General features: G+C 74.1%; 21 protein-coding genes and 1 pseudogene. 11 read left to right on the top strand and 11 right to left on the bottom strand.

Translation table 11 applies throughout. The annotated features are described in order from the left end of the window. Window positions 1–37: 37 nt before the first annotated feature. Window positions 38–901: an MHYT domain-containing protein gene (locus ADK41_RS34955; protein WP_030820845.1), complete on the bottom strand. Its 864-nt coding sequence runs from the start codon at window positions 899–901 to the stop codon at window positions 38–40. Between the two features lie 278 nt (window positions 902–1,179). Between ADK41_RS34955 and ADK41_RS34950 the strand changes: the two genes are divergently transcribed. Continuing rightward, on the top strand, window positions 1,180–2,052 hold the full coding sequence (locus ADK41_RS34950; protein WP_030820843.1) for a glycerophosphodiester phosphodiesterase: 873 nt from the start codon (window positions 1,180–1,182) through the stop codon (window positions 2,050–2,052). A gap of 54 nt (window positions 2,053–2,106) precedes the next feature. Next, window positions 2,107–2,661, top strand: coding sequence for a methylated-DNA--[protein]-cysteine S-methyltransferase (locus ADK41_RS34945; protein ID WP_030820842.1), 555 nt, complete (start codon window positions 2,107–2,109; stop codon window positions 2,659–2,661). Between the two features lie 309 nt (window positions 2,662–2,970). Here the strand turns inward: ADK41_RS34945 and ADK41_RS34940 are convergent, their stop codons facing one another. Continuing rightward, window positions 2,971–3,399, bottom strand: a complete 429-nt coding sequence (locus tag ADK41_RS34940) for a VOC family protein (protein ID WP_030820839.1) — start codon at window positions 3,397–3,399, stop codon at window positions 2,971–2,973. A gap of 101 nt (window positions 3,400–3,500) precedes the next feature. On the opposite strand from ADK41_RS34940, the gene ADK41_RS34935 reads away from it, so the two are divergent. Continuing rightward, window positions 3,501–4,412, top strand: coding sequence for a pseudouridine-5'-phosphate glycosidase (locus ADK41_RS34935; RefSeq protein ID WP_030820837.1), 912 nt, complete (start codon window positions 3,501–3,503; stop codon window positions 4,410–4,412). After that, entirely contained in the window at window positions 4,394–5,326 is a 933-nt protein-coding gene (locus ADK41_RS34930; RefSeq protein ID WP_030820835.1) for a carbohydrate kinase family protein, read from the top strand. The genes ADK41_RS34935 and ADK41_RS34930 overlap by 19 nt, the downstream gene beginning before the upstream one ends. Window positions 5,327–5,533: 207 nt before the next feature. Here the strand turns inward: ADK41_RS34930 and ADK41_RS34925 are convergent, their stop codons facing one another. Continuing rightward, a complete protein-coding gene (locus ADK41_RS34925) occupies window positions 5,534–6,166 on the bottom strand; it encodes a uridine kinase (RefSeq protein WP_030820833.1) in 633 nt (210 codons plus the stop codon). 227 nt (window positions 6,167–6,393) lie between these two features. Between ADK41_RS34925 and ADK41_RS34920 the strand changes: the two genes are divergently transcribed. Both ADK41_RS34920 and ADK41_RS34915 read left to right on the top strand, forming a co-directional pair. Further along, entirely contained in the window at window positions 6,394–6,873 is a 480-nt protein-coding gene (locus ADK41_RS34920) for a DUF1772 domain-containing protein (protein WP_030820831.1), read from the top strand. A gap of 130 nt (window positions 6,874–7,003) precedes the next feature. Further along, entirely contained in the window at window positions 7,004–8,494 is a 1,491-nt protein-coding gene (locus tag ADK41_RS34915; RefSeq protein WP_030820829.1) for a glutamate synthase subunit beta, read from the top strand. Window positions 8,495–8,940: 446 nt separating this feature from the next. On the opposite strand, the gene ADK41_RS34910 is transcribed toward ADK41_RS34915, so the two are convergent. The 3 genes from ADK41_RS34910 to ADK41_RS34900 all read right to left on the bottom strand — a co-directional run bounded on the left by ADK41_RS34910 (window position 8,941) and on the right by ADK41_RS34900 (window position 10,980). Next, window positions 8,941–9,744, bottom strand: coding sequence for an SAM-dependent methyltransferase (locus ADK41_RS34910; RefSeq protein ID WP_234318606.1), 804 nt, complete (start codon window positions 9,742–9,744; stop codon window positions 8,941–8,943). 90 nt (window positions 9,745–9,834) lie between these two features. Next, window positions 9,835–10,119: a DUF397 domain-containing protein gene (locus ADK41_RS34905; protein WP_037803555.1), complete on the bottom strand. Its 285-nt coding sequence runs from the start codon at window positions 10,117–10,119 to the stop codon at window positions 9,835–9,837. Then, the gene (locus ADK41_RS34900) at window positions 10,120–10,980 is read right to left on the bottom strand and encodes a helix-turn-helix domain-containing protein (RefSeq protein WP_030820822.1); all 861 of its coding nucleotides are present in this window, start codon (window positions 10,978–10,980) and stop codon (window positions 10,120–10,122) included. 232 nt (window positions 10,981–11,212) lie between these two features. Between ADK41_RS34900 and ADK41_RS34895 the strand changes: the two genes are divergently transcribed. Both ADK41_RS34895 and ADK41_RS34890 read left to right on the top strand, forming a co-directional pair. Continuing rightward, a complete protein-coding gene (locus ADK41_RS34895) occupies window positions 11,213–11,902 on the top strand; it encodes an ATP-binding protein (RefSeq protein ID WP_030820820.1) in 690 nt (229 codons plus the stop codon). Next, a complete protein-coding gene (locus ADK41_RS34890; RefSeq protein ID WP_030820817.1) occupies window positions 11,899–12,351 on the top strand; it encodes a hypothetical protein in 453 nt (150 codons plus the stop codon). The genes ADK41_RS34895 and ADK41_RS34890 overlap by 4 nt, the downstream gene beginning before the upstream one ends. Window positions 12,352–12,537: 186 nt before the next feature. Here the strand turns inward: ADK41_RS34890 and ADK41_RS34885 are convergent, their stop codons facing one another. The 5 genes and pseudogenes from ADK41_RS34885 to ADK41_RS34865 form a co-directional block, all read right to left on the bottom strand. Continuing rightward, a complete protein-coding gene (locus tag ADK41_RS34885) occupies window positions 12,538–12,723 on the bottom strand; it encodes a hypothetical protein (RefSeq protein WP_030820815.1) in 186 nt (61 codons plus the stop codon). Window positions 12,724–12,855: 132 nt separating this feature from the next. Beyond that, on the bottom strand, window positions 12,856–14,769 hold the full coding sequence (locus ADK41_RS34880) for an FUSC family protein (protein WP_078661821.1): 1,914 nt from the start codon (window positions 14,767–14,769) through the stop codon (window positions 12,856–12,858). Window positions 14,770–14,972: 203 nt separating this feature from the next. Beyond that, window positions 14,973–15,263: a hypothetical protein gene (locus ADK41_RS34875; RefSeq protein ID WP_158717638.1), complete on the bottom strand. Its 291-nt coding sequence runs from the start codon at window positions 15,261–15,263 to the stop codon at window positions 14,973–14,975. A gap of 23 nt (window positions 15,264–15,286) precedes the next feature. Beyond that, on the bottom strand, window positions 15,287–15,475 hold the full coding sequence (locus tag ADK41_RS34870; protein WP_030820810.1) for a DUF397 domain-containing protein: 189 nt from the start codon (window positions 15,473–15,475) through the stop codon (window positions 15,287–15,289). Continuing rightward, window positions 15,472–15,732 (bottom strand): annotated as a pseudogene (locus tag ADK41_RS34865) (Scr1 family TA system antitoxin-like transcriptional regulator); the annotation flags it as partial. The pseudogene ADK41_RS34865 and the gene ADK41_RS34870, both read right to left, overlap by 4 nt. A gap of 206 nt (window positions 15,733–15,938) precedes the next feature. On the opposite strand from ADK41_RS34865, the gene ADK41_RS34860 reads away from it, so the two are divergent. The 3 genes from ADK41_RS34860 (at window position 15,939) to ADK41_RS34850 (ending at window position 17,898) form a co-directional block, all read left to right on the top strand. Beyond that, on the top strand, window positions 15,939–16,907 hold the full coding sequence (locus tag ADK41_RS34860; protein WP_030820807.1) for an expansin EXLX1 family cellulose-binding protein: 969 nt from the start codon (window positions 15,939–15,941) through the stop codon (window positions 16,905–16,907). Between the two features lie 89 nt (window positions 16,908–16,996). Then, the gene (locus ADK41_RS34855) at window positions 16,997–17,437 is read left to right on the top strand and encodes a RidA family protein (protein ID WP_234318603.1); all 441 of its coding nucleotides are present in this window, start codon (window positions 16,997–16,999) and stop codon (window positions 17,435–17,437) included. After that, window positions 17,434–17,898: a GNAT family N-acetyltransferase gene (locus tag ADK41_RS34850; protein WP_030820803.1), complete on the top strand. Its 465-nt coding sequence runs from the start codon at window positions 17,434–17,436 to the stop codon at window positions 17,896–17,898. The genes ADK41_RS34855 and ADK41_RS34850 overlap by 4 nt, the downstream gene beginning before the upstream one ends. Window positions 17,899–17,905 lie beyond the last annotated feature (7 nt).

The following is a 17,905-nucleotide window of genomic DNA, read 5'->3' as shown; positions in this document are numbered from 1 at the left end:
TCCACCGTACGGCCACCCACTGACAATGGGTCCGGGATCAGCGGCGTTGCGGGGTCCGGGAGCGGTGTTCCACGGGGCCGCGGGCCCGCAGCCGCGAGCGTGCCGGGGTGTGGTGGGCCGGGGAGTGGGCGGGGACGCCGGGCTTTCGCTCGGCGGGGGGCGGGGCGGACCCGCCGGCGACCATCAGCGGATCGAAGAGCACCACGACGCCCGCCAGGACGAGGAAGGCGAGCGGTCCGACCATCATCGGCCCGAGCAGGGTGGCCGCCGGCTCCCCCGCGACGGGGTCGGCCGTTCCGTGGACGTGCACCTCGAGCGCGGCCATGCCCGTGTAGTGCATCCCGGTGACCGCGAGCCCCATGACGACGCTGGCGCCCAGGCCCCACAGGAAGCCCCGCACCTGCCCGGCCGCCCACAGGGCGGCGCTGGCGGCGGCCATGGCGATGGCGACGGACGCGGCGACCGTGGGGACGTCGTACTCCAGGTATCCGTCGAGGTTCATCCCCGCCATGCCGAGGTAGTGCATCGAGGCGATGCCGAGGCCGGTGATGGTGCCCCCGGTGAACAGGGCCGTTCCGGAGGCGCCCTTGTAACCGACGATGAAGATCCCGATGCCCACCATGACGACGGCGACGGCCAGACTGGCGAACGTGATCAGCCGGTCGTAGTGGATCGGCGTGCCCTCGACGGTGAAGCCCGTCATCGCGACGAAGTGCATCGTCCAGATGCCGGAGCCGATGGTCGCGGCCCCCAGGGCGAGCCAGCCGGGGCGCCAGGAGCGGGCCACCCTGATGGCCCTGGCGGTGCAGCGCAGGCCCAGGGCGCCGCCGAGACAGGCCATGAGGAAGGCCACCAGCGGTGTGACCAGGCCGTAGCTGAATCCGTCGACCGTGCTGTGCATGCGCGGTTGCCCTTTCCGACCCGTGTGTCCCGCAACGCCCTGACATCCCCCCTCCCGGCGCCGCGGAGGCGGCCAGGAACGACGCAGAGAGTATGACCCCCGCCGGAACGGACGAACGACTTTCCGGCAAAGAAACACGCCCTCGCCCCAGGTGTGTGGCACCAGTGTGCGGAGTCCGGCCGACACCGTTCAATCCACGGTCATCCCGCACTCGCCTCGTGTCGACCCTCCGCTGTCAGAGTTGAGCCGACCGTGATCGCTCGACGCGAGGGGTACGCATGTCCGCACGCTCTGTCACCGTCTCGGCCACCGCGCTCCTGGGCGCCGCCGCCCTCCTGCTCCCGCTCTCCCCCGCGCGGGCCGCGGAGGACTCCGCGCGGCCCCTGGTGATGGCCCACCGGGGCGCGTCCGCGTACGCGCCCGAGAACACCCTGGCGGCCGTCGACCGGGCCGCCGCGCTCGGCGTCGACTGGGTGGAGAACGACGTCCAGCGCACCAGGGACGGTGAACTCGTCGTCCTGCACGACGACAGCCTCCAGCGGACCACCGACGTCGAGGAGGTCTTCCCCGACCGGGCCCCGTGGAAGGTGAAGGACTTCACCGCCGCGGAGATCGCCCGGCTGGACGCGGGCAGCTGGTTCGGCCCCGCGTACGCGGGCGCGCGTGTGCCGACGCTGGAGCAGTTCGTGCACCGCGTCGAGCGGCACCGTCAGAAGCTGCTGCTGGAGATCAAGAACCCTCGGCTGTATCCCGGCATCGAGCGGCAGATCGTCAAGGTGCTGGGCGACGAGGGCTGGCTGGACCGCCGGCACGTGCGGGACCGGCTGATCGTGCAGAGCTTCAGCGCGGACAGCGTACGGACGGTCCACGATCTGCGGCCCGCGGTGAAGACGGGCTTCCTCGGGACGCCGCCCGTGGCGGACCTGCCCGCGTACGCGGCCTTCACCGACCAGATCAATCCCTCGTACGGTTCCCTCACCGCCGGTTACGTCGCCGCCGTGCACGCCTTCAAGGGGGTGCACGGCAAGCCGCTGGAGGTGTGCACCTGGACCGTGAACGACGCGGCCGCCGCCCGGCGGGTCGCCGGGTTCGGAGTCGACGGGATCATCACCAACGCTCCCGACGTGGTGCGGGACGCGGTGCGCGGCTGAGGCGTCCGCCCGCGCTTCGGGGCGTTGTCGGTGGCGGGCCGTACGGTGGTGCGCATGGACAGCCATGGGCGGTACGGGCAGCGGGTGGTGTGGGCCGTCGTCGGCACCGGCATCGGCCCACTGCTGCTGGCCGCGACCTGTGAGGGTCTGGTCAACGTCGTGTTCCACGCCACCGGCGAGGTGCGCGGCAGCGCGCTGGAGCGGCTGGCGTCGCGGCTCGGCGCCGAGCCCGTCGAGGAGCCCGGCTCCCCGTTGCTGGCCGAGGCGATACGCCAGGTCGAGGCGTACTTCGCGGGCGAGCGGCGGGACTTCGAGCTGCCGCTGGACTGGTCGCTGATCTCGGGCTTCCACCGCGAGGTGCTGCGGGAGCTGGCCACCGGGGTGCCGTTCGGCTCGGTCGTCGGGTACGGCGATCTGGCCCGGCGGGTCGGCCAGCCCGGCGCGGCCCAGGCCGTGGGCATGGCGATGGGCGCGAATCCGTTGCCGGTGGTCGTGCCGTGCCACCGGGTGGTGGAGAGCGACGGGGGCATCGGCGGCTTCGGCGGCGGCCTGGAAGCCAAACGCCGCCTCCTCGCCCTGGAGGGCGTCCTCCCCGAGCCGTTGTTCTGACCCTCCCGCCCACCGCGGGCAGTCGCCTGCCGGCGTACCCGCCGGCAGTCGTGCCTCCCCCAGCGCCTGAACGGCCTGGGAGGCGCCCCCGGGGCGATGGGGACACCTCCCGCCCATAGGGCCCCCGCTCATGGGGGTCCCCCCGCTCGAGCGAAGCCGAGAGTGGGGGGAGGAGCCGAGAGTGGGGGAGGCACCCTGCGAGCGCCGGGCCGCGCACACCCCCCGGCCCACCGACGCGGGGCGTCCCCGCGAGCACCGGGCTGTGAGGCGCCCCGGTCGGCACCGGCGCGGGAAGCGGAGAGCCTCCGGTCAGTCGTAGTGCCGCGCCTCGAACACGTTGCCGTCCGGATCCCGGAAGTAGAAGCTGCGCCGGGCCGACCCCCGCGCCCCGAAGGAATCACGCGAGACGTCCGACACCGGTACGGAGCCCTCCTCCAGCCGACTGCGCAGAGCGTCGAAGTCCGAGGCCGCCAGCGACAGACAGACATGGTTCACGGGATGCCCCGAGCTCTCCGCGGCGCCGGGAACCATGCCCATGCGTTCCGCCTTCGCCCGCGGCATGAGATCGAGGATCGTCTCCTCGTTCACCCGCACCGAGGGAAACGGCGCCTCACCGGCGGAGTATTCGGTGAGCCTGACGGGCTCCAGGCCCACGGTCTTCTCGTAGAAACCGGCGGCGGCGAGGGGATCGTCCACCCACAGGACGATGTGATCGAGGCGAGTCGTGTTGTCCGTCATGGCTTCCAGCCTCCGCGACGCCCGTGACGGCGCGCAAGAGGTTTGCCCCGGTGCCCGGTCCGCCAGAGATGAGGGAGAACCGGCAGACAGGAGGCAGACGCATGGTGCTCATGGTGTCCGAAGAGGTACGGGAGGCGATCGCCGAGGGCCGCCCGGTGGTGGCCCTGGAGTCCACGATCATCGCCCACGGTCTGCCCCGGCCGCGCAATCTCCGGGTGGCGCTGGAGCTGGAGGCGGCCGTACGGCAGGAGGGTGCGGTACCGGCGACGATCGCCGTGCTGGACGGGCGGCCCCGGGTCGGTCTGGACAAGGAGCAGGTGGAACGGGTCGCGGGCGAGGACGGCATCCGCAAGCTGGGCCATCGTGATCTGCCGCTCGCGGTGGCCGCCGGGACGAGCGGGGCGACCACGGTGTCGGCCACCGCCCGGCTGGCGGCGCTCGCGGGCATACGGGTGTTCGCCACCGGAGGGCTCGGCGGCGTGCACCGGGAGTGGACGGTGACCCAGGACGAGTCGGCCGATCTCGGCCTGCTGGCGCGGACGCGGATCACCGTGGTGTGCGCGGGCGTGAAGTCGATCCTGGACGTGCCCGCGACCCTGCAACGGCTGGAGACACTGGGGGTGGCGGTCGCCGGGTACGGCACGGACCGCTTCCCCGGCTTCTATCTCTCCGACTCCGGGCACCCCGTGGACTGGCGGCTGGACACTCCGGCGCAGGTAGCGGAGGTCATGCGGGCGCAGGACGCGCTGGGCGGGGACGAGTCGGCGCTGATCGTGGCCAACCCCGTTCCCGAGGCGGAGCAGTTGGACCCCGAACTGCACGCGCGCGTCCTCGACGAGGCACTGCGCGCGTGCGGGGCGGAGGGGGTCACCGGCCAGGCGGTCACGCCGTTCCTGCTCGACCATCTGGTCCGCCACACCGACGGCGCCTCCCTCGCCGCGAACCTGGCGGCGGTCCGGGGCAACGTCCGTCTGGCCGCGCGGGTCGCGGCGGCCTGGGCCGTCGGGGAGTGACGGACGCCGTGCGGGGCGGGGCGCTGCTGGTCGTCGGCGACGTGATCACGGATGTGGTCGCCCGGCACCGGGGGCCGCTCGCGCCGGGGACGGACACGGCGGCGGCGATCCGGACGGTGCCGGGCGGCGCGGGCGCCAATGTGGCCTGCTGGGCGGCGCGCCGGGATGGCACGGAGGTGCGGCTCCTCGGTCGGGTGGGCGAGGACGCGGCGGCCTGGCACGAGCGGGAGCTGGCCGCCTGCGGGGTCCGTCCGCTGCTGGTCGTGGACGGGCAGGCGCCGACGGGGACGGTGATCTGCCTGGTCGACGGGGGCGCGGCGGCCGAGCGGACGTTCCTCACCGACAGCGGCGCGTCGCTGCGGCTGGGACCCGGCGACTGGTCGGACGCGCTGCTGGACGGGGTGGCGCGGCTGCACCTGTCGGGCTATCTGCTGTTCACCGAGCCGAGCAGGGCCTTGGTCGCGGTGGCGTCGAGGGCGGCGCGGGCCCGTGGGGTGCCGGTGAGCCTGGATCCGGCGTCGAGGGGGTTCCTCGTGCGGCTGGGCGCCGACCGGTTCCTGTCGCTGGTCGAGGACGTGGACGTCCTGCTGCCCAGCCGTGACGAGGCGTGCCTGCTCACGGGGGCGTCCGATGCCGCGGACGCCGCGGCGCGGCTGAGCCTGCGCGTTCCGCTGGTGGTGGCCAAGCAGGGTGCCGAGGGCGCGTTGCTCGCCCGGTCCGGGGAGGTGTACGCCCGTGTCCCGGCCGTATCGGCGGCGCCCCGGGACACCACGGGTGCCGGTGACGCGTTCACGGGCGCGTTCCTCGCGGCCCTGCTCGCGGGCGCCGGCCCGGAGCAGGCGACGAGGGAGGGCTGCCGGGCGGGCGCGCAGGCGGTGGAACACATAGGGGGCCGCCCGCCGGCGCCCGCCTGACGAACGGGCCTCACGACGGGTCAACTCCCTTCGTCCACAGGCGGGAACAAAGCGGAATGCCCCCTGTCCACAGGCCCGCACACGACTCGTCCAGGACGGGCAGAATGCTGTACCGGGCGTTCCGGCGCAGCCGTCGGCTCCGGGATCGCCCCTTTGCGGAGAGGCCGCCCCGACACGGACGTTCCCGCTCCGGGGAACGAGGCGGGGTCAGCCGCTCCAGGCCGGATGACGGGGGTCGTCGGCCCGTACCAGTACGTCGGCCGTGCCGGCGGGGTCGGCCTCCCGCGCGTAGCGCTCGAAGGCGGGGAGGGTCCAGTGCTCGGCCTCGGCGGTACGACGGCGCAGGGCGCCCGGGGAGAGCAGGACGTGGACGCTCAGGTCGAAGGGGAACCAGTGGCGCAGGAGGAGGGGGCCGTGCAGCAACAGAACGCCGCTGGGAGGGAGTTGGACATAAGGGCTGCGGGTGGCGCGGTCGGTGACGGGGTCCCACAGGTCGGGCAGGACGCGTCCGCTCCCGCCGGGCTCGAGGGGGCCGAACACCTCGCGCCAGAGGGCGCCGGTGTCGTACCAGCCGCCGTAGTAGGACTCCAGGTCCTGGTGGCCGTACTCGAGCCGGACGGAGGCGGGTCGCAGGAAGCCCTCGGCGCCGACGGCCAGGGAGGGCCGGCCGCGTATCCGCAGCGCCTCGGCGACCCGCTCGGCGAGGTCTCCCGGACGCGCGGCGGGGGCTCCGTCGAGGGCGACCCGCGGCCAGGGGCCGCCGTCGGCCGTCTTCAGCTCCAGCAGGCGCTCGGCGAGGAGGTCGCCGAGCCGGTCCCAGGTGATCGCTTCGAGTCGCACACGGCCATGATGCGCCGACAGCGGGTCCGACCGCGCGGCTCCCCCGGCGGCACGGGTCCGGCGTCCGGCGGAACCGGGTGGCGTCCGGAGCGGTCGACGTCCCTGGACGTGCGCGCATGCGCCCGCGCTCCTGGGCCGTGGCCGGGGATGCCGAGAGGCGTGCGCACTGATGGTGAGGGGGACGGAGGCGGCAGGGGAGGCCCCGGCCGCGAACGAGGGGTGACGACATGATCGACGGACCGTACTTCGTGCTGACGGTGCTGGGGGTGCTCGGGACCGGGCTGACGGCCGGGGTCTTCTGCGCCTTCTCGACGTTCGTGATGAGAGGGCTCGCGGCACTGCCGCCGGCGCAGGGGGTGGCCGCGATGCAGGCGGTCAACGTGGCGGCGGTGCGTCCGGCCTTCATGCTGCTGTTCCTCGGTACGGCGATGCTGTGCGCGGTGGTCACGGTGGTGACGTTCGTGCTGTGGCCGGACGAGGGGACGGTCGAGCTGCTGGTGGGCGGTGCCTTGTACCTGGTCGGCTCGTTCGGGCTGACCGTGGTCGCGCACATACCGCGCAACGAGGCGCTGGCCCGGCTCGAACCGGGAGGCCCGGAGGCGGTCGCGTACTGGCCGGTCTACGTCCGCGAGTGGACGGTGTGGAACCACGTCCGCGCGCTCGCCTCGGCCGGGGCGGCGGTGGCGTACCTCCTGGCCCTCGTCTGAGGGGCCCGGCCGGCTCCCGGAAAGCGCTGTCCCGGCCCTCTGCGGGGGCGGGTGAGCGGACGTATCGTGGCCGGAGGAGTGCCGCCCGGCGAGGCACGGCCCGTCATCCGCGCACGCAAGGAACACGGCCATGGCCGATCCCAAGGGTTTCCTGACCACGCCCCGCGAGGAGTGGCCGCGCCGGCCCGTCGGGGAACGGGTCCGCGACTGGAACGAGGTGTACGTCCCGGGGGCGTTGCTGCCCATCGTCGGTCCGCAGGCGGATCGCTGCATGGACTGCGGTGTGCCGTTCTGCCACCAGGCCTGCCCGCTCGGCAATCTCATCCCCGAGTGGAACGACCTGGTCGCGCGGGAGGACTGGCGGGCCGCGGCGGAGCGGTTGCACGCCACCAACAACTTCCCCGAATTCACCGGCCGGTTGTGTCCGGCGCCCTGCGAGGCCGGCTGTGTGCTCGCCATCAACCAGCCGGCGGTCACCATCAAGAACGTCGAGTGCGCCATCGCCGACCGGGCCTGGGAGGAGGGTTTCGCCCCGCCGGCGCCGCCGGAGCGGCTCTCCGGGCGGACGGTCGCGGTCATCGGCTCGGGCCCGGCCGGGCTGGCCGCGGCCCAGCAGCTGACCCGTGCGGGGCACACGGTCGCCGTGTACGAGCGGGACGACCGGATCGGCGGGCTGATGCGGTACGGCATCCCCGAGTTCAAGATGGAGAAGCGGCATCTGGAACGGCGGGTGGAGCAGATGCGGGCCGAGGGGACGAAGTTCCGTACGTCCACGACGGTCGGGCGGGACGTGGACGCGGCGGAGCTGCGGACGCGGTATGACGCGGTGGTGCTCGCGACGGGGGCGACGGCGTGGCGGGAGCTTGCCGTTCCGGGGCGTGAACTGGCGGGAATCCACCAGGCGATGGAGTATCTGCCGCTCGCGAACCGGGTGTGCGAGGGGGATCTGGAGTCGTCGCCGCTGTCGGCCGCGGGCCGGCACGTCGTCATCGTCGGGGGCGGTGACACGGGGGCGGACTGTCTGGGGACGGCGGTGCGGGAGGGGGCCGCGTCGGTCACCCAGCTCGACATCTACGCCCGGCCGGGCCCCGAGCGCGACGAGGACGCCGAGCCGTGGCCGACGTACCCGAAGGTGTACCGGCTGTCCGCGGCGCACGAGGAGGCCGGCGCGTTGCGGACGGCGCCGGCGGCGGACGCGGACGCGCGGCTGTTCGCCGCGTCGACGCTGCGCTTCAGCGGTGACGGGGAGGGGCGGGTGGGTGCGCTGCACCTGGTCGAGGTGGACTCCGGGCGGCGGGCCGTGCCGGGCACCGAGCGGGTGCTGCCGGCGGATCTCGTTCTGCTGGCGCTCGGGTTCTCCGGGCCGGATCGGGAGGACGGGCTCGTCGCCCGGCTGGGGGTGGCGCTGTCGCCTCGTGGGACGCTCGCGCGGGATGCGGGCTTCGCGACGAACGTGCCGGGTGTGTTCGCCGCCGGGGACGCCGCTCGGGGCCAGTCGCTGATCGTGTGGGCCATCGCCGAGGGGCGGGCGGTGGCGGCGGCGGTCGACCGGTACCTGACCGGTGCGGCCGGTCGCCTGCCGGCGCCGATCACTCCGGACGACCGGCCGATGACGGTGTGAACCGGCGGTGTCGCGGGGCGTGTCCCGGCGCTTGCGGGAGGCCCCGCGTCGATGTGCGCCGGGTGGTGTTCGCGCGGCCCGGCGCTCACGGGGCGCCTCCCCCGGAAGGGCGCCCCCGGCGCCCGCCCTCCCCCGCTCCCGGCTCCTCCCCCGCTCCCGGCTTCGCTCGAGCGGGGGGACCCCCATGAGCGGGGAACACCCCCATGAGTGAGCGGGGAACACCCCCATGAGCGGGAGGCGCCCCCATCGCCCTGGGGACGTCTCCCAGGCCTTCGAGGCACTGGGGAAGGCACGACCGCCCGCGGGAGCGGAGGCACGCGGGCCGTGGGCGGCGCGTCCACGGGGGCGAAGGCACGTGGCGGTGAGCTGGTGCGGCCCCGACCCGCCACCGGCCGCAGGCGCTCCCATGGCGGCCTGCGGTGGGGGCGGGTCCCGCTCCGGACGGGTTACGGCTTGCGGGCCACCGCGCCGTAGCCCGGGATGACGTCGTCGTCCTGGCCCGGGACCGGGGCGCCCAGTTCCGGGCGCCAGTGGTGGGGGACCTGGACGCCCGGTTCGACGAGGTCCAGGCCGTCGAAGAAGCGGGTGAACTCCTCACGGGAGCGGAGCGCCAGGGTGACCCCCGCCGCCTTGAGCTTCTCCGTGGCCGCCTTCGACTCCTCCGGAGTGAAGTCGGAGGTCGCGTGGGTGACGACCAGGTGGCTGCCCGACGGCAGCGCGTCCAGCAGCCGTCCGACCAGTTCGTGCGCCCCGTCCCCGTCGGAGACGAAGTGCAGCAGCGCGATGAGCGACAGCGCGATCGGCTCGTCGAAGTCGAGGATCTTCCGCGCGCCCTCCAGGATGGCGTCCGGTTCCCGCACGTCGGCCTGGAGGTACTCGGTCACCCCTTCGTCCGTACCGCGCAGCAGGGCCGCCGCGTGGGCCAGCACGATGGGGTCGTTGTCGCAGTACACGACGCGGGCGTCGGGCGTGACCTCCTGTGCCACCTGGTGCAGGTTGGGCTCGGTCGGGATGCCGGTGCCGACGTCGAGGAACTGCCGTATGCCCTGTCCGGCCAGCCAGCGCGTGGCCCGCTGCATGAACGCGCGGTTCACCCGCGCCATCACCGGAACCCGGGGGTCGAGGGCCAGCATCTGCCGCCCCATGGCCTCGTCGACCGGGTAGTTGTCCTTGCCTCCGAGGTACCAGTCGTACATCCGCGCGGGATGCGGCCTGCTCGTGTCGATCTCCACGGGGTGCTGCCCGGTCATGACGGACTCCATAAGTCTCTGCAACTGTTAGTGATCAAGACGGTGCCAAGTTCAGAAGGAAAAACACAAAGGTAGAGCGGTCAACAGGGTTCAGGACAGCAGGAAATCCGCCTCTCCCGCCTTCGCTCCCTCGATGAAGGCCGTCATCTCGGCGGAGGTGTAGATGAGCGCCGGCCCGTCCGGGTCGGTGGACTGGCGCACGGCGATCCGGCCGTCCTCGAGCTTCATCGCCTCCAGGCAGTTCCCTCCGTTGCCGCCGCTCCACGGCTTGTGCCAGCCCTCGCTGCCCAGTTCCCGCGCGGGCATGCCGTTGTAGATCCTTCCGGTGCGCACCCGCGGGCGGGGCAGGGACTTCAGGGGCTTCATGAGTTCCATTTACAGCTCCTTGCGGAGATCCCGGAGGATCTCCTTCGTGCGATGTGCCGTAGCGGCCTGCGCCGCCATGCGGTCCATGACCTCGAGGTGGGTCGCCACCTCGGTGCGCGCGTCCAGGTAGACGGCGCCGGTCAGGTACTCGCTGTAGACCATGTCCGGCAGTTCGGGCATGGCGAATCGGAACAGCACGAACGGCCCGTACGTGCCGGGATGGGGCCCTCCGGCGAACGGCGCGATCTGCAGCGTCACATGGGGCAGCTTCGTGGCCTCGAGCAACTTGTCGATCTGCGCACGCATCACCTCCGGGCCGCCGACCGGGCGGCGGAGCACGGTCTCGTCCATCACGACCCACACCCGGGGCGCGTCCTCGCGGGTGAGCAGTTCCTGCCGTCGCATGCGCAGGTCGACGTGGCGCTCTATGTCCTCGGGCCGGGTCTGCCCGACGGCTCCGGAGCGCAGCACGCCGCGCGCGTAGTCCTCGGTCTGGAGCAGCCCGGGGACGAAGTGGGGTTCGTAGCTGCGGATGAGGGAGGCCGCGCCCTCCAGGCTGACGTACATCGAGAACCAGCCGGGCAGGATGTCGTGGAAGCGCTGCCACCAGCCGGGCCGGTTGGCGTCCTCCGCCAGCTGCACGAAGGCCTCGGCCTCCTCGTCGGAGACGCCGTACGCCTTCAGCAGGAGCTGGAGGTACGGGATCTTGAGCGCGACCTCGGCCATCTCCATGCGGCGGACGGTGGCGGGCGCGACACGGAGGATGCGGGCCGCTTCCTCACGCTTGAGTCCCGCGCCTTCCCGCAGGTCCAGCAGGCGCCGGCCGAGGACGACCTGTCCCACCGTCGGCGCGGACCGGGGTTCGCTCACACTCCACCTCCCTCGAACAAAAGCCGACAGCCCGGCGGCGCCACTCGATGACCCGTCCGAAGATCCGTCTCGCCCGAACTCGTATTCGAACAAATCTTCGGTGATCTCAACTGGCGCCGCGCGAGATGCTGTTGCGAGCAGTGTGCCACGCCCGTCCAGACCGTCACACCGCACTCTGCATTTTTCAGAGTGACACTTGCCAAGTGTTCACGGCGGGGCGATAGTGGCAAGCGTGATTCCGTCCGCGCCCTTAGGAACAGACGCCGCCGCAAGGTCCATCGGCCTCGGCGCCGCCTCGGAAGCCGCCCCCTCGGGGCCCGCTGCCGAGCGCCGGTTCCGCTTCGAACTGGCCGCTCATCCGGGTTCCCCGGCTCAGGCCAGACGCCTGACGAGGGCACGGCTGACCGGCTGGTCGGTGTGCGAGGACACCTGCGACACGGCGGCCCTGGTCGTCTCCGAACTGGTCACCAACGCCATCGTGCACACGGCGAGCAGCCATGTGGTCTGCGAGCTGCACGACGGCGGCGAGCTGGTGCGCATAGCCGTGCGCGACGAGGGGTGCGCGCCGGGCCGGCCGCGGGCGAACACCCGGCGGCAGCCGGACGACGAGCACGGGAGGGGACTGCTTCTCGTCGACGCCCTGTGTCACTCGTGGGGCGCGCACGAGAACGGCCCCGGACTGCTGGTCTGGGCCGACCTCCCCCGCACGGCGGGCACCGGACACGAGGGGCCCGCGGAGCCCACCGACGACCTGGGCTGGGGCGCCCGCCCGAAGCCGGGCCCGCCCGGCGCCCCGGACGACGACACCGGCGACGAGCCGGACCAGTCCCACGCCCCGACAAAGGAGTTGCCGCGCCCCCGGGCGGCCCGCCCGCCGCTCCCCCCGCACCAGCGCACCCCCCGCCCCCGGGGTCAGGCGTGACGGGCGCACCCGGCGCCCGCGTGCTGAGCCTGGACTCGCTGGTACGGGTCCAGCGCGGGCGGCACACCCCGGCCGCCCCCCGGCGGCTCCCCGTCCCCGACGGCATGACCGCGCCCATGGGCTGCGACGCCGTGGCGGTACCGGCGCGCTTCGGCCCGCTGGTACTGCCCCGGCTGCCCCGCGTGGGCTGCGTGTACGCCGATGGCGCGCACTGGTGGTGGCTGGTCCCGTCCGATTCCGATTACGCCCTGGAGTGGCCGGCCCCCGCCCACTACGTCACCGGCGCGGTCCTCCCCTGCCCTTCGGACGCCCCCGGCGCCCCGGACCTCCCCGGTCTGATCCACCGCCCCGACGGCACGCTCCCCTACACGCCGCCGATACCGCTCTACCTCGCCCTGTGCCGCCTGACGGACACGCCCCCCACCTGGTCCCGGCCGGTCACCGCATAGGACACACCGGTCCGCCCGGCCGCCCCGCGCCCCGCCCGGCCGGGCGCACGTCCTTCCCTCCGCGCTCCCGGCCCCGGCGCCCCGCCTCGGCCGACTCCCCAGGCCGTGCGCCCGCACGCACCCTCCGCCCCCGGCCGAAAAGATGCCTCCCCCGAAGGCGGGCCGAGCCGCCGGGGCGGCACCCGCTCACGCCGTGACGTCACCCCCGCCGCCGTCCCCCCGGACGATCACCAGGAACGTGTCGGTCGCGAGGTCCATGACGACCTCGGCGGGCAGGCCCTCCAGGCGGCGCGCGTGGGCGAACTCCTCCGCCGGCCAGGAACCACGCGGTCCACCTGCGGGAAAGCGTTCGAGCACCGTTCGCCCGTTCACCCTGCCACCTCCATGCTGCGTTGTACTCGTAAGAGTTAAACGCCAACCATGGGGCGGACACCTCGCTCGGTGACGGTACTGAGACGTAGTTGACACCCGTTCACCGCCAAGTGTGAGCGGACTCTCGGCCGATCACACCAATCGGCCACGCTCCGTGCCGAACTCCGCACCGTCCGTGTCGGGTGTCGTGCCACCGGCTCCGGCCGTGCGTCGGAATCCGGCCGTGAGCCGGACCGCGACGTCCCCTCGCGCCCGTACGCGGTCCGCGAGCTCGGCCAGCCGCCGGACGTGCCGGGGGTCGAGGCGGCCGGTGTCGTCGAGGTGGACGGCGCAGGCGGTGACGGTGTCGACCAGCAGTTCGAGAGTGGCGGCGGTTTCGTCGGCGCCGTCGGCGTGCCGGGCGAGCGGGGGAAGTTCGGCGGAGGCGAGGGCGAGGGCGGCGCGGGCCTCGGCGAGGGTGCGGTAGGCCTCGCGGCGCAGCGCCCAGCGGCCGGCACGGTCCTCGGACCCGCCGAGCACGTGGTCGAGGTACGCCTGGGCGGCGCCCGCCGCTTCGGCGAGCCGGGCGCGGATGGCGTCGCCGCCGCGCTGTCCCGGCATCGGGATGTGTCCCACGACGAGGACGACGGCGCAGGCCAGCAGGGTCTCGCCGATGCGGCCGAGGGAGGCCTGGGGTTCCCCGCCGGCCATCACCAGGGCGAGGACGAGCACGGTGACGACGGCGGTCTGCGCGGCGAAGTGCCGGGCTGCGACGGGGATCAGCGCGCCGCTGACCGCGACCAGCGCGACGAGCCCTTCCGGGCGGGGCAGCACGGCGGCGAACCCGGCGAACAGGAGCGCCCCGAGGACGGTCCCGGCGGCCCGGGACAGCACGCGGGAGGCGAGCGGTCCGAGGTCGGGTTTGACGAGGAAGACGGCGGTGGCGGGCAGCCAGTACCAGTGGTCGTGCTGCCCGTACCAGCGGGCGTGGTGCAGGGCCTGGGCGAGGGCGGCGCTCACCCCGAAGCAGAGGGCGACCCGCAGCCCGTACTCCCGCCCCCGGGCGCCGAGGACGGTCCGCACCCCCGCGGCCCGCGAGCGCCTGCGGCCGTGCAGGTCACCGCCGTCGCCCCGGTCGAAGGCCTCGGCGGCGCGCAGGAGGGCGTCGTCGAGGGCGCGCAGCGCGGGGACGGTCCGGGAGGGGGCGGGCAGCGGGCCGGTGGGGGTGCTGCCGCGCACGGCGGCGGCGAGGCGCCGGGGCCCTTCGGCGGTACGGGCCGGTACGGGCTCCCCGGCCCAGGCCAGCGCGGTGGCGGCCTCGGCGAGCGGGAGGGCGGCGGCGTACTGGGCGTGCAGCCGGCGTTCGGCGGCGGAGGAGGCGTACCGCCGCAGCCGGGGCCCGGCGAGGGCGTCCTGCGCGTGGTCGAGCGCGGCGGTGAGCGCGGCCCGCCGTGCGGTGGCGGTGTCCGACCCGGTGGCGTCGAGCAGGCCGGCGACGGCGTCGTACACCCCGGCCACGGCGTTCCGCTCCCCGTCGAACCGGAAGCCGCCGGCGAGCGCGCCGGGCGTGGGCAGCGCGAGCCGCAGCAGGAGCAGCCAGCCCGCGCCGGCGAGGAAGGCGAGCGCCCGCTGCCAGCCCGGTTCGGGCAGCGGCATCCCGGCGCCGACGGCGGCGCCGACCAGCAGTTGCGTCCCGACGGAGGACCCGACGGGCCCGAGCGCGCTGACCGCGCCGGCGGCCAGGCCGAGCCCGGTCAGCAGCAGGGTGAGCAGGACGGCGGAGACGTGGTCCCCGGCGTGGGTGCCGACGACCAGTCCGGCCGCCCCGGCGAGCGCGGGCCCGCCGACGCGCCCGACGGAGGCGCGACGGCTGCCCGGCCGGTCGTTGATCCCGGCGAACATCGCGCCGATGGCGGCGACGACCCCGAGCGTGGGCCGCCCGGCGAGGACGGCCGCGAGCAGCAGCGGCCCGCCGCCCAGCGCGCCGCGCGCGACGGCGCTCCACTGCACCGGTCCGCGCTGGGCGCGCAGGGCGTGGGCCAGCCACGGGGGTACGGCACGGGTCACGGGGCTCCCGTCGGTCGCATCGGAAACGGAACGGGCTCACGGGCGACGGTGACCGGGCAGGGGGAAACGTTCCCTCCACGGTAGTCGGCATGCTCGGAAGGAGGTGAACGACCGTGTTTCCGGGAGGTGACGATGCCGGTGGAAGACGCGTGCCGCGTGAACGGCGAGCGCGGCCGCCGGTTCGCCGGACCGCGCTCGGACGGTCACGCGGTCAGCGCCGCCGGTTCCGCGTCGGCGCGCTCGGTGACCAGGGCGAGGGCGCGGCCCGCGGCGGCCAGGTCCTCGGCGGGTGTCCCGCCCCGGACGCGGGCGGTGACGGGGGCGCTCTCCGCGCCGACGGCGGCGGTCGGCTCGCGCCCCGCCTCCGTGGGGCGCGGGTGCGTACCGTCCGCGACGCTCAGTCGCCGCTCCAGCAGTACACCGAGAGCGGCGCGGACGTCGGCCGGGTCGGCCCTCTGAGCACGCCAGTGCCTCGTGACCACGTCAGTGGTCACGAGGCACTGCGGTGTTTTTCGCTCTACGCGGCGTGCCCGGCGGCGAACCCGATGAACTCCGCCCACGCCCTCGGCGCAAGATCGACCACCGGTCCCGCCTTGTCCTTCGAGTCACGTACGTACACGCCACCATTCCCGGCGGCCACCTCGACACACTCGCCGCCGTCCCCGGCGCTGTAACTGCTCTTGGACCAAGCCAGGTCGTCGCTCATTCCTCTCCCAACAGCTTCTCGATCAACGAGAGCGTTTCAGCCGGTGTGAGTGCCTGCGCTCGGAGGCTCCCGTACACAGCCTCAAGCTCCCGGACCTTCCCGCGCTCGGTGTGGACGTGGCTATCGCCTTGCACCTCTGTGTAGGCGATCCTCCGCTCATCCTTCGTCTCCATCAAGGTGAACGGGCCGGCCAGTCCTGCGTGTTCCTTGCGGGAGAGGGGCATCACCTGGATCTCGACGTTCCGCTGCTCGCCCACCCGGACCCACCGCTGCTGTATCCGGACGCGCCTCCGAGCAGCCCCCGGCCCCTGGGCCGGCGGCTGGGCCGCCTGCTGCCCAGGACCGGACGGGCGCCGGGCAGCCCGTGACCGGTCGTGCCCGAAAGCCCGGCAACCTTTTGGGCGGCTGCGACGACCGATGGGTCGGAAGCGTGTGTTCTCTCGCACCATGTAAGGACTCATCCGTGGCATCCCCCTCCCATCGCCGTCCGCGCGGCAAGCGGCGCGGCCTCCTGGTCCCGGCCGTCGCCGTGGCCGCCGTCGGGCTCCTCATGTCGCTGGTCGTCGCCCTCACCCGCGACGGCGGATCCGACACCGTGCGGGCCACGGACACGGCCACGTCCGCCGTCGGTGCTGACGCCGCCGTCCGGCCGAGCGCCTCGCCCACGGCGACCGGGCGGACACCGGAGGCGACGCCGTCCACCGCGTCCCCCGCCGCCCCTAAACCCTCCGCGACGACCGCGTCGGCCCGGCCGTCGCGCGGCGGCGCCCCCACGAGCGCGGCCGCCCCGCGCCCGGCCTCCGGCGGGGCGCCCCTGGCGGGGCGGATCGCGCCCGGGATCACCTACCGCGGAGTCGCCACCCACTACGACGCCGGGGACGGCGACGGCGCCTGCCTGTACGGTCCGAGCGCCGACCGCATGACCGCGGCGATGAACACCGCCGACTACGAGACGTCCCGGGCGTGCGGGGCGTACGTCCTGGTCCGCGCGGCCGGCGGCGCCTCCGTGACGGTCCGGATCACCAACGAGTGCCCCGCGCCCTGCGCCCCCGGGCAGCTCGACCTGAGCAGGGAGGCCTTCGCCGAGCTCGCCGGCCTCTCCGCCGGGAGGATCCCGATCACCTGGAGCCTGCTCAGCCCCGGCACGTCCGACACCCTCTCGATCCGCTACAAGACCGGCTCCAGCAGCCACTGGTGCGGCATCCAGGCGATCGGTCACCGCAACCCGCTCGCCCGGCTCGAGGTCGCCACCGGCTCCGGGTGGCAGCGGCTGACCCGCACCGAGTACAACTACTTCCTCTCCCCCAACGGCACCGGCTGCGGCGGCGCGTTGCGGCTCACCGACATCTACGGTGAGCGACTGACCGTCGACGGCATCGCCGTACGCCCGGACGCCGTCCAGCCGACCCGCGTCCAGTTCGCCCGGCACTGACCCGGTCCCGAGGGCCGAGGAAGGCCCGGTCGAGGAGGGCCGCACGAAATACGGATGCGGTGACGTGCCGTCTCACGCAGGATCGGGGGTTGTCCACCTCTCAGATCGGAGTACGCGTGATCCGCCGCGTCACCGTCCCCACGCTCTTCCCGCCGCCCGCCTACGCGCACGCCTCCGTCGTCGAGGCGGGGACCCGGCTGGCCTTCCTCGCCGGGTCGGTCCCGCTGGACGCCGGCGGGAAGCTCGTGGGCGAGGGGGATCCGGTGCGTCAGGCCCGGCAGGTGATCGCCAACCTGGAGGAGCAGGTGCGGGCGGTGGGCTCCGACCTGGGCCACGTCGTCGCGACGGACGTGTACGTCGTGAGCGGTGAGCCCGCGGTGCTCTCCGCCGTGTGGGAGGTGGTCGAGGCGTCCGGGCTGAGCGCGGGCCCGCACGCGTCGACCCTGATCGGCGTGGCCTGCCTCGGGTACACCGGGCAGCTGGTGGAGATCACGGCGACGGCGGTCGTGCCGGATGCGGGGAACTCATGACGACCGGTGACCGGACGGTGCGCCTGCGCCGGGCGCTGCCCTCCGACGCCGAGGCCGCGGCCGGTGTCTGGCTGCGGTCCTTCGCCGCCGCGCTGCCCGGCGTGGTCCGGCCGCGGTCCGACGACGAGGTGCGGGACCACTTCCGTCGGGTGCTCGTACCGGCGCGGGAGACGTGGGTCGCCCAGGCGGCGGGCGGGGACGTGGTCGGTGTGATGGTGCTGGAGGGCGAGGAGCTGGACCAGCTGTACCTCGCCCCCGAGTGGCGCGGGCGCGGGATCGGCGACCAGTTCGTCGCCCTGGCCAAGGAGCGCCGCCCCGGAGGGCTCTCCCTGTGGACCTTCCAGGTCAACACGCCCGCGCACCGCTTCTACGAACGGCACGGCTTCACGGCCGTGGAGCGGACGGACGGCTCCCGCAACGAGGAGCGGGAGCCGGACGTCCGGTACGTGTGGCGGCCGTAGGCGGCCG

Source organism: Streptomyces caelestis (assembly GCF_001279005.1).
GTDB classification, from domain to species: domain Bacteria; phylum Actinomycetota; class Actinomycetes; order Streptomycetales; family Streptomycetaceae; genus Streptomyces; species Streptomyces heliomycini.
This window is presented reverse-complemented; position numbering and strand designations above follow the sequence as displayed.

Bases quoted from the DNA above. Each gene is read 5' to 3' on its own strand.
- ADK41_RS34955 (WP_030820845.1), bottom strand. From the start codon at position 901: ATGCACAGCACGGTCGACGGATTCAGCTACGGCCTGGTCACACCGCTG.
- ADK41_RS34950 (WP_030820843.1), top strand. From the start codon at position 1,180: ATGTCCGCACGCTCTGTCACCGTCTCGGCCACCGCGCTCCTGGGCGCC.
- ADK41_RS34945 (WP_030820842.1), top strand. From the start codon at position 2,107: ATGGACAGCCATGGGCGGTACGGGCAGCGGGTGGTGTGGGCCGTCGTC.
- ADK41_RS34940 (WP_030820839.1), bottom strand. From the start codon at position 3,399: ATGACGGACAACACGACTCGCCTCGATCACATCGTCCTGTGGGTGGAC.
- ADK41_RS34935 (WP_030820837.1), top strand. From the start codon at position 3,501: ATGGTGCTCATGGTGTCCGAAGAGGTACGGGAGGCGATCGCCGAGGGC.
- ADK41_RS34920 (WP_030820831.1), top strand. From the start codon at position 6,394: ATGATCGACGGACCGTACTTCGTGCTGACGGTGCTGGGGGTGCTCGGG.
- ADK41_RS34915 (WP_030820829.1), top strand. From the start codon at position 7,004: ATGGCCGATCCCAAGGGTTTCCTGACCACGCCCCGCGAGGAGTGGCCG.
- ADK41_RS34910 (WP_234318606.1), bottom strand. From the start codon at position 9,744: ATGACCGGGCAGCACCCCGTGGAGATCGACACGAGCAGGCCGCATCCC.
- ADK41_RS34905 (WP_037803555.1), bottom strand. From the start codon at position 10,119: ATGGAACTCATGAAGCCCCTGAAGTCCCTGCCCCGCCCGCGGGTGCGC.
- ADK41_RS34870 (WP_030820810.1), bottom strand. From the start codon at position 15,475: ATGAGCGACGACCTGGCTTGGTCCAAGAGCAGTTACAGCGCCGGGGAC.
- ADK41_RS34850 (WP_030820803.1), top strand. From the start codon at position 17,434: ATGACGACCGGTGACCGGACGGTGCGCCTGCGCCGGGCGCTGCCCTCC.